The 14120-nt window shown below is 67.8% G+C and carries 14 protein-coding genes and 2 tRNA genes; 7 read left to right on the forward strand and 9 right to left on the reverse strand.

Annotated elements, in window-relative coordinates:
• Positions 1-113 precede the first annotated feature (113 nt).
• Together ACUXVX_RS04160 and ACUXVX_RS04165 are read left to right on the forward strand one after the other, a co-directional pair.
• Complete coding sequence (locus ACUXVX_RS04160) at positions 114-866, forward strand: SDR family oxidoreductase (RefSeq protein WP_446310501.1); 753 nt, start codon at positions 114-116, stop codon at positions 864-866.
• Between the two features lie 19 nt (positions 867-885).
• Positions 886-1803, forward strand: a complete 918-nt coding sequence (locus ACUXVX_RS04165; protein WP_446310502.1) for an NAD(P)-dependent oxidoreductase — start codon at positions 886-888, stop codon at positions 1801-1803.
• On the opposite strand, the gene ACUXVX_RS04170 is transcribed toward ACUXVX_RS04165, so the two are convergent.
• Positions 1804-4359, reverse strand: a complete 2556-nt coding sequence (locus ACUXVX_RS04170; protein ID WP_446310503.1) for an ATP-binding protein — start codon at positions 4357-4359, stop codon at positions 1804-1806.
• Between the two features lie 199 nt (positions 4360-4558).
• Between ACUXVX_RS04170 and ACUXVX_RS04175 the strand changes: the two genes are divergently transcribed.
• From ACUXVX_RS04175 to ACUXVX_RS04195, 5 genes are all read left to right on the forward strand, one after another.
• Positions 4559-5734, forward strand: a complete 1176-nt coding sequence (locus ACUXVX_RS04175; RefSeq protein ID WP_446310504.1) for a serine hydrolase domain-containing protein — start codon at positions 4559-4561, stop codon at positions 5732-5734.
• A complete protein-coding gene (locus ACUXVX_RS04180; protein ID WP_410000883.1) occupies positions 5734-6114 on the forward strand; it encodes a DUF2237 family protein in 381 nt (126 codons plus the stop codon). Before ACUXVX_RS04175 ends, ACUXVX_RS04180 begins: the two co-directional genes overlap by 1 nt.
• Positions 6115-6268: 154 nt before the next feature.
• Positions 6269-6805, forward strand: coding sequence for a tetratricopeptide repeat protein (locus ACUXVX_RS04185; RefSeq protein ID WP_261385236.1), 537 nt, complete (start codon positions 6269-6271; stop codon positions 6803-6805).
• A gap of 159 nt (positions 6806-6964) precedes the next feature.
• On the forward strand, positions 6965-7468 hold the full coding sequence (locus ACUXVX_RS04190) for an RNA polymerase sigma factor (RefSeq protein ID WP_222470743.1): 504 nt from the start codon (positions 6965-6967) through the stop codon (positions 7466-7468).
• Positions 7465-8448, forward strand: coding sequence for a hypothetical protein (locus ACUXVX_RS04195; protein WP_446310505.1), 984 nt, complete (start codon positions 7465-7467; stop codon positions 8446-8448). Before ACUXVX_RS04190 ends, ACUXVX_RS04195 begins: the two co-directional genes overlap by 4 nt.
• 150 nt (positions 8449-8598) lie before the next feature.
• On the opposite strand, the gene ACUXVX_RS04200 is transcribed toward ACUXVX_RS04195, so the two are convergent.
• The 8 genes from ACUXVX_RS04200 to ACUXVX_RS04235 all read right to left on the reverse strand — a co-directional run bounded on the left by ACUXVX_RS04200 (position 8599) and on the right by ACUXVX_RS04235 (position 14072).
• A complete protein-coding gene (locus tag ACUXVX_RS04200) occupies positions 8599-9732 on the reverse strand; it encodes a slipin family protein (RefSeq protein WP_446310506.1) in 1134 nt (377 codons plus the stop codon).
• 401 nt (positions 9733-10133) lie between these two features.
• Positions 10134-10200 (reverse strand) — tRNA-Arg (locus ACUXVX_RS04205).
• A 2-nt stretch (positions 10201-10202) separates the two neighbouring features.
• Positions 10203-10276: transfer RNA gene (locus ACUXVX_RS04210), tRNA-OTHER, on the reverse strand.
• 202 nt (positions 10277-10478) lie between these two features.
• A complete protein-coding gene (locus tag ACUXVX_RS04215) occupies positions 10479-11033 on the reverse strand; it encodes a helix-turn-helix transcriptional regulator (protein WP_446310507.1) in 555 nt (184 codons plus the stop codon).
• A gap of 48 nt (positions 11034-11081) precedes the next feature.
• Positions 11082-11492 carry a hypothetical protein gene (locus ACUXVX_RS04220; protein WP_446310508.1) on the reverse strand — a complete coding sequence of 137 codons (411 nt, stop codon included), beginning with the start codon at positions 11490-11492 and terminating at the stop codon, positions 11082-11084.
• A gap of 82 nt (positions 11493-11574) precedes the next feature.
• Positions 11575-12030 carry a hypothetical protein gene (locus tag ACUXVX_RS04225; protein ID WP_446310509.1) on the reverse strand — a complete coding sequence of 152 codons (456 nt, stop codon included), beginning with the start codon at positions 12028-12030 and terminating at the stop codon, positions 11575-11577.
• A gap of 170 nt (positions 12031-12200) precedes the next feature.
• Positions 12201-13430, reverse strand: a complete 1230-nt coding sequence (gene trpB / locus ACUXVX_RS04230) for a tryptophan synthase subunit beta (RefSeq protein ID WP_446310510.1) — start codon at positions 13428-13430, stop codon at positions 12201-12203.
• Positions 13431-13523: 93 nt separating this feature from the next.
• A complete protein-coding gene (locus tag ACUXVX_RS04235; RefSeq protein ID WP_446310511.1) occupies positions 13524-14072 on the reverse strand; it encodes a manganese efflux pump MntP in 549 nt (182 codons plus the stop codon).
• Positions 14073-14120 lie beyond the last annotated feature (48 nt).

The following is a 14120-nucleotide window of genomic DNA, read 5'->3' on the forward strand; positions in this document are numbered from 1 at the left end:
GGCGTGGCTCCTCCCTGGGCGGGGCGGTTGCATGCCGCCCCAAATGGTATACCATTTGCATGAAGGCTCGGCCCCCGATTGTCAATGAGGGGGGCTGGCGCGTGGGAGGACTTATGAAGATTTTCGATCTGAGCGGCCGGCGGGCGCTGGTGACTGGCTCGTCTATGGGGATTGGCGCGGCGCTGGCCAAGGGGCTGGCGGAGGCCGGGGCCTCGGTGGTGCTGAATGCGCGCAACGCTGAACGGCTCGGCGAGGCGGCAGAGGCGCTGCGGGCGACCGGCGCGGATGTGGAGACGCTGGCGTTTGACGTGACCGACGCGGGCGCGGTGCGCGAGGCGGTGGAGGGCTATGGCAAGCCGCTCGACATCTTGGTGAGCAACGCCGGGATGCAGCACCGGGGACCGCTGGAGGAGTTCGAGCCGGAGGCCTTTGACCGGCTGATGCGGACCAATGTGAACAGCGCGTTCTACGTGGGGCAGGCCGTGGCGCGGGGGATGATCGCACGCGGCAAGGGCAAGATCATCAACATCGCCTCGGTGCAGACCCTGCTCGCAAGGCCCGGCATTGCGCCCTACACGGCCAGCAAGGGGGCGATTGCCAACCTGACGAAGGGGATGGCGACCGACTGGGCGAAGCACGGGCTGAACTGCAATGCGATTGCGCCCGGCTACTTTGACACGCCGTTGAACGCGGCGCTGGTCTCTGACCCCGAGTTCAGCGCCTGGCTCGAAAAGCGCACGCCCGCCGGGCGCTGGGGCAAGGTGGAAGAGCTGGTGGGGGCCTGCGTGTTCCTTGCCAGCGATGCGGCGAGCTTCGTGAACGGGCATACGCTTTTCGTGGATGGCGGCATTACCGCCAGCCTTTGAGATTTTCGGGGAGGACAACATGGCAGACAAACCGACCGTCGGGTTCATCGGCGTGGGATTCATGGGCCACGGGATGGCAAAGAACATCCTGAAAGGCGGCTATCCGCTGGTGGTGAAGGGCAACCGCAACCGCACGCCGATCGAGAGCCTCGTGGGGATGGGGGCGACGGAAGCGGCCTCGCCCAAGGAGATGGCGGAGCAATGCGAGATCATCCACATCTGCCTCGGCAACTCGCCGCAGGTGGAGGCGGTGTTTCATGGTGAGGACGGGATTTTGGCCGGGGCGAAACCGGGCCTGATCGTGGTGGAGTGTTCCACCGCCGATCCGGTTTCCACCATGAAGCTGGCCGCTGAGCTGGAGGCCAAGGGCGGCCGCCTTGTGGATGCGCCGCTGGGCCGCACGCCGAAGGAGGCCGAGGAAGGCACGCTGGATGCAATGGTGGGCGCGGATGACGAAAGCTTCGCCAGGGTGCTGCCGATCATCGAGTGCTGGGCCGGGACGATCAACCACATGGGACCGACAGGCAACGGCCACAAGATGAAGCTGCTGATGAACTTCGTCTCGATGGGCTATGCCAGCCTTTATGCCGAGGCGGCGGTGCTGGGTGCGAAGGTGGGGATCACGCCGAAGCAGTTTCAGACGGTGATCGGCGGCTCGCGGCTCGGCAACGGGTTTTTCGATACCTTCACCCGCGGTTGCGTGGGCCGGGAGGCGGAGGTGCACAAGTTCACCATCCAGAACGCCAACAAGGATTTGCGCTACGTGAACTCGATGGCCGCCGATGCGGGCGTGGTCAACGTGGTGGCCAGCGCGGTGCGGCATTACTTCAACCATGTCGAGGCAATCGGGAAGGGCGGCGACTTTGTGCCTTTCGTCACCGACCATGTGGCCCGGATGAACGGGATGGACATGGAAGAGGAAGCCAAGAAGGGCTGATCAGCCGGGCGTGGCCCCTTGGGCCATCGCCCTCTCGACCGCGGCGAGCAGCTCGTCGCGGGGCACGGGCTTCATCAAACGGATGTCGTCGGCATGGAGACCGTTGCCATGCACGGTGGCCTCGGAGGCGTAGCCCGAAAGGAACACGATGGGCAGATCGGGGCGGCGGGCGCGCAGGGCGCGGGCCAGCCCGGTGCCCTGAAGCGCGCCGGGCATAACGATATCGGTCAGCACCACATCAAAGGCTTCCGGCTCCTCCAGAAAGGCGGCGAGGGCGGCATCGCCGGTGGCGGTGGCTGTCACCTCGTAACCGGCGCGGGTGAGGATGGAGAGGAGCACGTCGTTCACGCCGCTCTCATCCTCGGCCAGCAGCAGGCGCTTGCCAGTGGGCGGCGTTTCATCGGCCACGGGCGCGGGCGCGGCGGGCTGCATCGGGGTACCATCGGCGGCGGGAAAGTAGAGCTTGAAGGTCGTGCCGGTGCCCGGCTCGGAATAGACCTGCACGGTGCCGCCGGACTGGCGGACAAAGCCCATGACCATCGACAGCCCCAGCCCGGAGCCGGAGGCGGGGGGCTTGGTGGAATAGAACGGCTCGAAGATATGCGGCAGCTCTTCGGGCGCGATGCCGGTGCCGGTGTCGGAGACGGCGAGCATGACGTAGCGGCCCGGTGCGATTTCTTCATTGCGGGCGTCGATGTAGCTTTGGTCGATGCGCACATTGGCGGTTTCGATGGTGAGGCTGCCCTTGCCCTCCATCGCGTCGCGGGCGTTGACGATGAGGTTGAGCAGGGCGCTCTCCAGCGTGGCCGGGTCGGCGAGCACCGGCCAGAGGCCGCCCAGCAGCGAGGTTTCGACCGAGACGGAGGTGGGCAGGGCGCGGCGCATCCAGTTGTCGGACTGGCGGGCGATGTCGTTAAGGTCGACCACCTCGGGATCGAGCCGGGACTTGCGGGCGAAGGCGAGCATCGCGCGGGTGAGCTGCGCGCCGCGCTGGCTGGCCTCGATGGCGGCGTCGATCAGCGAGAGCCTGTCAGCCGAGCTTGTGTCTTCGCGCAGGAGTTCGAGGTTGCCGAGGATCACCGCGAGGATGTTGTTGAAGTCATGCGCCACGCCGCCGGTGAGCTTGCCGATGGCCTCGTTGCGCTGGGCGCTGTGGGCCAGTTCGAGGTTGTGGTCGGCCTCGGCGCGTGCGGCGACCTCGGCGGAGACATCGATGAAGATGCCATCGACCTGATGGCCGCCCTCGGGCAGGGGCGTGCCGGAGCCGTAAAACTCCATCCAGCGGGTGGTGCCGATGCGGTCGGTGACCGGGATTCGGCTGCGGATGGGCGCGCCGCGGGCAAGGGCCGCGCGCATATCGGCCACGAAGCGCTCGACATCCTCGGGTGGCTGGCCGCTGCGGATGAGCGCGTTGTCGGCCATGACCTCCTCGGCCGGGTAACCCCAGACCTCGAGGCATTTGGGGCCGATGTAGGTGAGGCGGCGGCTGCCATCTTCGTCGATCAGCAGTTGCACCACCACGCCGGGCAGGTTGGCGGCGATGGTGGAAGAGCGCTGCTCGGCCTTGTCGAGCGCCTGCTGCGCCCGGCGGATATCGGTGAGGTCGCGGTGGACGCCGACCATCTCAACCGGCCCGTCGGGCGCCTCGCGGAACACCACCCAGTTGAGGCGGATCTCGAGCGGGGTGCCATCGGCCCGGATGGCGCGAATGTCGATCTGGTCGCGGGCGGTGCTGCCGGCTTCGGCCTCGTCTTTCGCGCGGGCCATCCGGGCGCGGTCGTCTGGGTGAACGAGGGCGTCGAAGGTGGCGTAATCAATCGGGCCGGGAGGGCGTGAGAGGCCGTAGAGCCGCATGAAGCCCTCATCGACGTGGTAGGTGTTGCTCTCGCCGTAGTAGCGGAAGGTGCCCACCCCGGCGTGGGGCAGGATGATGCCCATGCGGGCGAGCAACTCGTCTTTCTCGGTGAGGCCGTGGGCGGTGCGGCGGGCGATCTCGTTCAAGGCCCATGTGAGGACGATGGAGATGGCCCCGCCAAGCAGGATGCCCGGCAGGATGACGACCGGGCTGCCGAGCGCGCCGATCGCGGCGCTGACGCGCGGCAGCATTGGCACGATGGATTGCACGAAGGCGAAGCCGATCAGAAGCAGGGCGAGGTGGCGGAGCGGCACGCGGGGCCAGTCGCGCGGGGGCGCGAGGGCGCGGACGGCGAGGCCGGTGAGCAGCAGTCCGGCGATGAGCAGCAGGCCTTCGGCCATCACCGGCCCGCCCATCCAGACCCGTGCGCCGAGGGCAAACACGGCGGCCGCTGCCGCGCCGATGGGGCCGCCGAGGTAGCCCGCCAGCACCAGTGGGCCGGATTTAGCCACGAGGGGCGCGACCAGTTGGATCAGCCCGTAGGTTTCGATCAGCAGGGCGACGGTGATGCCGAGGGCGGTGCCGATGGCGGCATCGCGCAGCAGCGGGCGGCGGGCGAGGCGTTGGGAGGAGTAGATGGCATAGAGCGCCCCGGCGGCCAGCAGGAGCATGGTCAGGCTGAGGACGACCGAGGTGATCATGCCTTGGCCTTGGGCTTGGCCTGAAGCGGGCGGGCAAGCGCCCTTGGGTCAACGCGGTGCGATTTTGCCATGCTCCTCCCTTGGTTTCGGTCGCTTCCGGGCTGGCGCGGGAGCACCAGAGCCATTCGGGCAGAGGGAGGGCCGATGAGTCAAGCCGGGGCTGCTTGCGCCGGTGCGGCTCTCGTGGTCGGATCGCACCATGCGTGCCGCGTTGAAAGCCATAGGTCTCGGATTGCTCCTGCTGCTCGTCTTGGCGGGCGCGGCGGCTTGGGTGAAGCGGGAAGAGGTGGCCCGGCTCTGGGCGGTGCAGAAGCTCTTCGATCCGGAGCGGATCGTCTGGAACTTCACCCATATGGGCGAGCTGTTTTATTGGGTCGCGCTGCCGATCGGGCCGGGCGATGCGGTGCAGCCGGTGCTGGAGGCCCCGCCGGTGCCGCTGCCCGAAGGGTCGGAGGCATGGATGGCGGAGCGGCGGATCACCGGGCTGGTGGTGCTCTCCGACGGGCAGGTGACTCAGGAGCTGTACCGCGAGGGCACCGGGCGCGATGACCTGCGGATCTCGTGGTCGGTGTCGAAGAGCTTTGTGTCTGCACTGCTCGGGATCGTGCTGGACGCGGGCGAGATCGAAAGCCTCGACGACCCGGTGACGCAATATGCCCCTGCGCTGGAAGGCAGCGCCTATGACGGGGCGAGCGTTGGCGATGTGCTGCTGATGCAGTCCGGCGTGGCCTTCAACGAGGATTATTTCGACTATTGGTCCGACATCAACCGGATGGGCCGCATCCTTGCGCTGGGCGGGTCGCTCGACGGGTTCACCGAGGGGCTCGACCGCCGGGCCGGGCCGCCGGGTGAGGTGTGGCGCTACGTGTCGATGGATACCCATGTGCTGGGCATCGTACTGCGCGGCGCGACCGGGCAGGACATGACGACGCTGCTGGGCGAGCGGCTGCTGGCGCCGATGGGGCTTGAGAGCCGACCGACGCTGCTGACCGATGCGCGGGGGCAGGGGTTTGTGCTGGGCGGGCTGAACATGAGCCTGCGCGACTATGCGCTCTTCGGGCAGATGTATTTGCAGGACGGGCGGCTGGGGGAGCGGCGGATCGTGCCCTATGACTGGGTGCGCGAGAGCACCCTGCCGCGGGCCAATACCGCGCCCGGTGCGCTGCGCTACGGCTATCACTGGTGGGTGCCAAAGACGGGGGAGGGCGAATTTCTGGCCGTGGGGATCTATGGGCAATACATCTACATCAACCGCCCGGCGCAGGTGGTCGTTGCGGTGAGCGCGGCGGACCACGGCTTTGGGCAAGGTGCGGTGCAGGACGGGATGATCGACTGGTTCCGCCGTATCGCCATAACCAACGTGGAGGCCCGCTGATGACCGCACTGGAGAAATACCCCTCGCTCAACGTGCTGGGCGGCGATCTGGCGCCCTGCTCCAACGATCCGGTGACGGGATTCTTCCGCGACGGGCATTGCAACTCCTGCCTCGCCGACGCGGGGAGCCACACGGTGTGCGCGGTGATGACGGCGGAGTTCCTCGCCTACAGCAAATACGTGGGCAACGACCTGAGCACGCCGATGCCGCAATACGGGTTTGACGGGCTGAAGCCGGGCGACCGCTGGTGCCTCTGTGCCAGCCGGTTCATGCAGGCCCATGACGAGGGGTGCCCGCCGGAGGTGGTGCTGGAGGCGACCCATCAGAAGGCGCTGGAGATCGTGCCGCTGAAGGTTTTGCAGGCGGTGGCGGCGAAATAGTTTTGCTGCGTGGTCAGAGGGTTACGAGATTTTCGCGAAATAATCTCGGCCGATGGTGAATAAACCGGGGCGCTGCTGCGTAACTCTCATGACAGCCGATGAGGGCCGTCACCGAGATAAACCGAACCAGACCATTGACCCAAAGGACCGACAGATGACCCGCATTCTTCCGATGACCGCCGTTCTCCTCGCCATGGCCGCCCCGGCCTTTGCCGCAGGCTCCGACAGCACCACCCCGCCGACCAGCACCTCGACGACCACGAAGTGCGAGAAGGGGCAGGTGTTTGACGAGAAGACCGCCAAGTGCCTCGACGCCAAGTCCGAAGCTGTCACCGACGACGACCGCTACGAAGCCGCCCGCGAACTGGCCTACAACGGCAAATACGACCGCGCCCTGATGGTGCTGGCCGCCGCCGAAGACCAGAACGACCCGCGCATCCTGAACTACAAGGGCTTCACCCACCGCAAGATGGGCGACACCGGCGCCGCGATGGGCTTTTACCAGGCCGCGCTGAACGTGGACCCCGACTACATTCTTGCCCGCTCCTACATGGGCCAAGGCCTCGCCGCCGAGGGCGACCTTGCGGGCGCGACCGAGCAGCTTGAAGAGATCGCCCTGCGCGGCGGGCAGGACACATGGGCCTATGCCAGCCTGATGCAGGCGATTGGCGGGGTTGCGGTGGATTATTGATCCCGCTGCACACCCGAGGGGCAGGCGCCATCCCTGCCTGCCCCAAAAAGCCAACCGTCCGGGCGCATTTTCGCACGGGCGGTTGCATCGCGACCGGCCTTTGGTTTCTATCGGGCCACGCGGACCAAGGGGTTCGCACCGCTCCGAGGAGGCCGCAGCTTGCAGCCCGACGCGACAGATTTTCAGGCCGAGCTTCTGGCCAGCCTTCCGCGGCTGCGGCGCTTTGCGCTCAGCCTGACCCGCCACCCATCCGAGGGCGATGACCTTGTTCAGATGACCTGCGAACGTGCCATAACCAATGCCGCCAAGTGGAACCCAGAGCAGCCGTTGCTGCCTTGGCTCTACACGATGGCGCGCAATCTTTGGACCTCGGAGATGCGCAAGCGGCAGGTGCGGACGGGCGAAGGCACAGTGCCCGCCGAGGAGGCCGCCGAACTGGTGAGCCATGCGGGCGGCGAGGAAGCCACCCGCGCGGGGCAGGTGATGGCGCAGATCATGGCGCTGCCCGAGGGGCTCTCATCGGTGCTGCTGCTCGTCTCGGTGGAGGGGCACAGCTATGCCGAGGCGGCGTCGATCCTCGATATTCCGCCGGGCACGGTGATGTCGCGCATGTCGGCGGCGCGGGTGCGCCTGCGAGCGGCACTGGCAGGGGAGGCGGCATGATGGACGACCGGATGGACCGCATCTCTGCCTATCTCGACGGGGCGATGAGCGCCGCCGAGGCCGCCGCCTTCGAGGCCGAAGCGGCCGAAGACCCGAGCCTTGCTGCAGAGATCGAGGTGGCGGGGGCGCTGGATGCCGAGGTGGGCGCGGCCTTTGACAGCCTGCTCGACGCACCGTTGCCGCCCGCGCTGCTGGCGACGATATCGGCCACCACCACGCCGGGCACCCGGCTGGAGGAGGCCCGGCCCACGGTGGCCGCTGCCACGCCGGGCGGCGAGGGCGCGGCCCCGGCGCCGGATGTGGCGGAGGCCGAGCCGGGCGTGCCGGGGCAGGCAGCGCTGGGCGGTGGCACGCCTTCCGTTGGGGGCATTCCGGCCGGGGGCAATGCGCCGCGCGAAGAGATGCCGCCGCCGGCCTATGCCGCGGCCAATGAGAACCGCCAACCGTTCTTTTCCTCATCCATCGCTGCGGCGCTGGCGCTGCTTCTGGTGGGCGCGGGGGCCGGGGCGCTGATGACCCGCGCACTGGTGCCGGGCACTGAACTGGCCGATGGCCATGCCACGCGCGGCTGGATGGACGAGATCGCCGATTACCACCGGGTCTATGCCCGGCAGGTGGCGCACCTCGTGGAGGTGCCGGCGAGCGAGAAGGACCATATCGAGACGTGGCTCGGCAAGGAGACGGGCGTGCCGTTCAGCGTGCCGGACCTTGCGGCCTCTGGCTTTACCTTTCAGGGCGCGCGCCTGCTGGTGGCGGGCGGCAAGCCGGTGGCGCAGCTGCTCTATACCGATGCCGATGGCCAGGTGATGGCGCTTTGCATGCTGGGCCGGGAGGGGCCGGGGAGCGAAGAGTTCACGCCGCGCAGCTTTGACGGTGTGGAGATGGTGCGCTGGCTTGCGCCGGGTGCCGCATGGGTGGCCGTGGGTGAGCCGGGGATGGACCTTGAAGCGGTTGCGCGGGAGGCGGCGCAGGAGGTGTGAGCCTTGCGCTTGTGGCTAGTGTCGGAGTGGGGGCGCTGCCCCCACACCCCCGGGAATATTTTCAGCAAGAAAATGACCAGGGCGAGGCGAGAATTTCAGGCGAATTGTAGGGGTAGGCCGCCCGGCGGGGGTGCCGGACGGCCTGTTGGTTCAGTCGCGGAGCTTCACGAGGTCGGACAGAAGCCCGGCCGTCCCGTTGTGGACGGTGAGCCGCTCGACCTTGGAGGCCACGGTTTCCAGCGCCTCCAGCTCTTTCAGCCGCAGCATGACGGGGTTGTCCGCCATGACCTTAGCCGTGTTGTGCAGCGCCCGGACCGCGTTGGTCTCTTCGCGCCGACGGATGACGTTGGCTTCCGCCTCTTTCTCCGCCGCCACGACGCGGTTGAGGATTTCGCGCATCTCGCCGGGAAGGATCACGTCCTTCAGGGCGATCTCCGCCACCTCGAGCCCGAGCTCGGCCATGGCCGCCCGGACCTCGCCCGCTGCCGTTTCGTCGACCGCGACCTTGTCGGCCAGAAGCTCATCGAGGGTCAGCGCCCCGAGGGTCTTCCGGAAAGCGAGTGCCAGCGCCCGGTGGAGCGCCTCGGCGTAGTCCTTGGTCACCGTCACTGCGGCCCGCGCATCGACCACCCGGTAGGTGGCCGAGAGGTTGACCCGCAGAGTCACCCGATCCCGCGTGAGGATCTCGTGGCCGGTGACCTCATGGGCCCGCCAGCGGAGATCGACCGTGGTGACGGTCGACTTGGCGCCGATCGTCCAGACACGGTGCAGACCGGGGGCCAGATCGCCCACCAGCGCGCCCTCGGTGAAGAGCAGGCCGGTGTGGCCATCGGGCACGGTCACGGGGGTATAGACCCGCGTGATCCCGGCGGCCTCGAGCCGGTCCCCCAGTGCCTTGGGCAGGAGGGGGCCGGTCACGGCGTGGCGCTCGACCGTCCAGAGGCCCGCGTCTTTCCAGACGGTGACCCGGTGGCCGGGGTGGAGCAGGCGCCAGGGCCAGCCATAGAGCGAGATCAGCACCACCTCGGCCTCCTCGGCCCGGACCTCGGTGAGGTGGGCGTCGTGCAGATCGGGGCGTGCGCGCTTCAAGGCGTCGCTGTAGGACGAGACGAAGGCAGGGTTTGCCTCGATGTCATACCGGTGGAGCGTGGTGCCTTTGCGCCGCAGGCGGTAGTGCCCGGCGGTCAGCATGGAGGCGAACCGCCCGTGCCGCAGCACGAGCACACGCTCGGTTTCGGTGACGGTGACGGGGATGGTCCCGGTCAGAAAATCTATCATGGTCATTGTCTCGTTCCTTCTTCGCTTCGCTATCGCACGCGCGATCTCCTTTTGGGTTTGGTGGGTTGCGCCCGGGATGGACGGCAGGTGTGAAGCGCCGGGTGGCGCGGAAAGGGTGGAGCCCGAGGCCGCCCCTGCCATGGCCGCGGGCGGGCGGGCCGGGGAGAGGGCGTGGCTTGGGGCGGGTGGGGCATTGGGAGTGCTCCCGCCGCCCGGCCCGCACCGGCCCGTGCCATCACCCGCCGCCGGCCCGTGGCCAGGGTCGGGAGGCGCCTTGCCGCCCCCTTGCCCGAGGGCGCGGGATTGGCGCGGAACCACCCGACAGGGCGACCCCGAACTCCGTATCTTCAGATGCACCGTTCAAAGCGGTGGCCAGTTCCTGAAACTGGTGGCCTTTTAAGGGCCGGTGATGACGGGGATCGAACCCGCTACACCCAGATTAGAAGTCTGGTGCTCTCCCAGATGAGCTACATCGATGGCGCACGTGGAAGGACTTGAACCTCCGACCTCCGGATTAAATTCCGGCGCTCTTCCGCTGAGCTACACGCGCATCCCGCAGGGCTGCGCCGGGTTCGGCATACGGCAAAGGCAGGGCCTCTCCGCACCGGACGGGGGATCAAACCCCGAGCCGCTGAACTCCGACCGCTACGAGCGGGAGGGGCCGTATAGGCGGGATGCGCGATTCTGCCGCATGAAATATGCTGTCATGGGCCGTGAAGTTGCAAAATTGCCACTTCGGGGCGCAGGCGGGGCTATCGCGGGGTGGCCTCGGCGGCTTCGGCAGGCTGGGGACGGACCGGGGGTGGAGTGGCGGCGAGGCGCTCGTTCATGCCGCTCTCCATCAGTTCCTCGATGAAGAGCGAGAGAAGCTGGGGACGGCCGTTGACCCCGGCTTTGCGATAGATCGCCGCCGTTTGGGCCTTCACCGTGCCCTCTGAGGTTTGGCGCAGGCTGGCGATTTCGGGGATGGTCAGGCCCTTCACCGCGAAGATGGCCACATCTCGTTCGGCCGGGGTCAGGCCCCAGGCGGCGATGCGCTCTTCGAGCAGATCCATGAAGGCGCTGGAGGCGGCGTGCAACTGGTGCCCCAGCGCGGCGTTGCGCGACATGGTGCGGCGCAGGGCGATGCCGCCCAGCAGGATGCCGAGAAGGAGCCCGAGCGCGGCGCCGATCTCGATGAACTCATGCACCTGCCAGCTGAGTGGCGCGAAGCCGATGACCGAGGACAGGATCTCGCCCACGAAGAACAGCGCGCAGAGGGTTTGCACGACGAGGATGACGAGGAGGAGGGCGGTGTTGGCCTGCATCACGGGAGGCCTGCCGCGCGGGGCGGCGCGGGCGGGGCGCCGGGCAGATCAATCGTCATCGTCGTCGCCCCCATCGTCGTCGCCCCCATCGTCGTCATCGTCCCCGCCGTCGTCATCATCATCATCATCATCGTCGTCGTCATCTCCGCCGCCGCCACCGTTGCGGTCATTGCCCGCGCCAGAGGCGTGGCCGTTGCTGCCCTGCACCCCCTTGCGGATCGGGCGGGAGAGATCGCGCAGGATCTCGCCGGTGGCCGGGTTGAAGACGATTTCGCGCTGCATCCCGCGGCCGATGGCGACGATGCGCACCCGGCCCAGCAGGGTGCGGGAGATGCGGAAGTTGCCGAACCCCTGCGCCTCGAGCTGCGAGACCACGCGGTCGCGCACCGACTGGGCCGCCGCGGGCTCGGGCAGGACGAGGGCGGTGACGAGGCAGAGGAGCGCGAGGATGCGAGTCATGGTCAGAGCTTAAGCGAAGCGCCCGACCCGGAAAACCGGGCCGGACGGGTTTGGGCCTTTCGGCATGAGATTGCGCGGGCGATCAATCGTCGTCGTCGTCGTCGTCGTCGTCGTCGTCGTCGTCGTCGTCGTTATCATCATCATCGTCGCGGTCGTCATCACGATCATCGTCGCGATCATCGTCCCGGTCATCGTCATCATCCCGGTCGTCGTCGCGATCGTCATCATCATCGCGGTCATCATCCCGGTCGTCGTAACGATCATCGTCGTCATCGTCGTCGCGGTCATCCCAGTCATCATCGTCGTCATCCAGCCCGGACATGTGGTGGATCCGGCGGTCGGAGCGGTTGTCGTAGCCGAAGACTTCGCGCTGGCCATCGCGGTAGACATCGACCCGTGTGGTCTGACTGCCGCGCTGGATCACGATCCGGTCGGCGCCGGGGTGCATGCGCATGATGTCGCGCTTGGACAGGTCGGCCATGGCTGGGGCGCTGACCATGGTGAGGGCCGTGGTGGAGAGAATGAGGATGCGGCGCATCGGCTTTTCCTTTCGGGCGTTGTGGGCCGGCGGGGTGCCGGACCTTGGCCGAAAGGAAAGCGTGGTTGGGGACGGGCGGTCGATTGGCCGGGGGTTTAGGCGTGCGGCCTTAAACCCCCGGGTGACCGGCCTAAACCCCCGGCAGAGGGGCCTAAACCGAGGTTTAGGCCTCAGCCCATCGCGCTCATGTCGACGCCGAGGGCCTTGGCGACGGTGAAGATATCCTTGTCGCCGCGTCCGCACATGTTCATGCAGAGGATGTGGTCGGCCGGCAGGGTGGGCGCGTATTTGATGACGTGGCCGAGCGCGTGGCAGGGCTCGAGCGCGGGGATGATCCCCTCGGTCTCGCAGCAGAGCTGGAAGGCTTCGAGCGCCTCGGCGTCGGTGATCGACACGTATTTGGCGCGGCCCGTCTCGTGCAGCCAAGAGTGCTCGGGGCCGATGCCCGGGTAGTCGAGGCCCGCCGAAATGGAGGAGCCTTCGAGGATCTGGCCGTCTTCGTCCTGCAGCAGGTAGGTGCGGTTGCCGTGCAGCACGCCGGGGCGGCCGCCGGAGAGGGAGGCGCAGTGCTCCATCTTTTCGTTCACGCCCTTGCCGCCGGCCTCGACGCCGATGATTTCCACTTCCTTGTCATCGAGGAAGGGGAAGAACAGGCCCATCGCGTTGGAGCCGCCGCCAATGGCGGCCACGAGGCTGTTGGGCAGGCGGCCTTCGGCCTCCATCATCTGCTCGCGGGTTTCCTTGCCGATGATGGCCTGAAAATCGCGGACCATTGCCGGGTAGGGGTGCGGGCCGGCGACGGTGCCGATGCAGTAGAAGGTGTCGCGCACGTTGGTCACCCAGTCGCGCAGCGCGTCGTTCATCGCGTCTTTCAGGGTGCCGCGCCCGGAGGTCACCGGCACCACCTCGGCGCCCAGAAGGCGCATGCGGAAGACGTTGGGGGCCTGGCGCTCCACGTCGTGGGCGCCCATGTAGACAACGCATTTGAGGCCGAACTTGGCGCAGACGGTGGCGGTGGCCACGCCGTGCTGGCCTGCGCCGGTCTCGGCGATGATGCGGTTCTTGCCCATGCGGCGGGCGAGGATGATCTGGCCCAGCACGTTGTTGATCTTGTGGGCGCCGGTGTGGTTCAGCTCATCGCGCTTGAAGTAGACCTTGGCGCCGCCGAGGCGCTCGGTCAGCCGCTCGGCAAAGTAGAGCGGGCTGGGGCGGCCGACGTAATGCTTCCACAGGAAGTCCATCTCGGCCCAGAACTCCGGGTCGGTCTTGGCGTGCTCGTAGCGTTCCTCGAGCTCGAGGATCAGCGGCATCAGCGTTTCCGACACGAAACGCCCGCCGAAATCGCCGAAGCGGCCCTTTTCATCGGGGCCGGTCATGAAGCTGTTGAGCTGTTCGGTCATCGCGCGGACTCCTTGTTGACCTGCGCGTTCTAAAGGCGCGGGCGCGGCGCGGCAAGCGGGTCGGGCGGCATTTGGGGGCCGATCAGGCGGCCGTCAGGCCAGGAGCGTGTGATCGAGCAGGATGCCGGTGCCGAGGGCGATGAGCGCAAGGCCGCCCGCGACCTCGGCAAGGGTGCCGAAGCGGCGGCCAAGGGAGGCCCCGGCGAGGGTGCCGAGGGTGGCCATGACGAGGGTCGCCGCGCCGATGGCGATGGCGACGGTGACGATGGGCGCGCCAAGGACGGCGAGCGAGATGCCCACGGCGAAGGCGTCGATCGAGGAGCCGATGGCGGTGAGAACGAGGCCGCCTGCGGTCGGCGCGGGCCGGGACTTGGCGAGCGCGTGCAGCACCATGCGCCCGCCGACGAGGGCGAGCAGGAGAAAGGCGATCCAGTGGTCGATGGCCTCGACAAACTGCGCGGCGGCCAGCCCGGCGGCCCAACCGAGCAGCGGGGTCAGCGCCTCGACCGCGCCGAAGACGGCGCCGGTGGAGAGCGCGGTGGCAAAGCCGGGCCGGGCGACCTGCGCGCCACGGCCAAGCGCCGCCACGAAGGCGTCGATCGAGAGCGCAAGCGCGAGGGTGGCGATGGCAAGCGGGGTCATGGCGGGCCTTTCCTGTGCGGGTCAGGTAAAGGCGCTCGTCGGAAAAGT

The sequence above is a fragment of the Vannielia sp. SX4 genome (genome assembly GCF_052828525.1).

What these genes read in the sequence shown, in the direction of transcription:
- ACUXVX_RS04160 (WP_446310501.1), top strand. Translation starts at nt 114, where the DNA reads ATGAAGATTTTCGATCTGAGCGGCCGGCGGGCGCTGGTGACTGGCTCG.
- ACUXVX_RS04165 (WP_446310502.1), top strand. Translation starts at nt 886, where the DNA reads ATGGCAGACAAACCGACCGTCGGGTTCATCGGCGTGGGATTCATGGGC.
- ACUXVX_RS04170 (WP_446310503.1), bottom strand. Translation starts at nt 4,359, where the DNA reads ATGATCACCTCGGTCGTCCTCAGCCTGACCATGCTCCTGCTGGCCGCC.
- ACUXVX_RS04175 (WP_446310504.1), top strand. Translation starts at nt 4,559, where the DNA reads ATGCGTGCCGCGTTGAAAGCCATAGGTCTCGGATTGCTCCTGCTGCTC.
- ACUXVX_RS04180 (WP_410000883.1), top strand. Translation starts at nt 5,734, where the DNA reads ATGACCGCACTGGAGAAATACCCCTCGCTCAACGTGCTGGGCGGCGAT.
- ACUXVX_RS04185 (WP_261385236.1), top strand. Translation starts at nt 6,269, where the DNA reads ATGACCCGCATTCTTCCGATGACCGCCGTTCTCCTCGCCATGGCCGCC.
- ACUXVX_RS04195 (WP_446310505.1), top strand. Translation starts at nt 7,465, where the DNA reads ATGATGGACGACCGGATGGACCGCATCTCTGCCTATCTCGACGGGGCG.
- ACUXVX_RS04200 (WP_446310506.1), bottom strand. Translation starts at nt 9,732, where the DNA reads ATGACCATGATAGATTTTCTGACCGGGACCATCCCCGTCACCGTCACC.
- ACUXVX_RS04215 (WP_446310507.1), bottom strand. Translation starts at nt 11,033, where the DNA reads ATGCAGGCCAACACCGCCCTCCTCCTCGTCATCCTCGTCGTGCAAACC.
- ACUXVX_RS04220 (WP_446310508.1), bottom strand. Translation starts at nt 11,492, where the DNA reads ATGACTCGCATCCTCGCGCTCCTCTGCCTCGTCACCGCCCTCGTCCTG.
- ACUXVX_RS04225 (WP_446310509.1), bottom strand. Translation starts at nt 12,030, where the DNA reads ATGCGCCGCATCCTCATTCTCTCCACCACGGCCCTCACCATGGTCAGC.
- trpB (WP_446310510.1), bottom strand. Translation starts at nt 13,430, where the DNA reads ATGACCGAACAGCTCAACAGCTTCATGACCGGCCCCGATGAAAAGGGC.
- ACUXVX_RS04235 (WP_446310511.1), bottom strand. Translation starts at nt 14,072, where the DNA reads ATGACCCCGCTTGCCATCGCCACCCTCGCGCTTGCGCTCTCGATCGAC.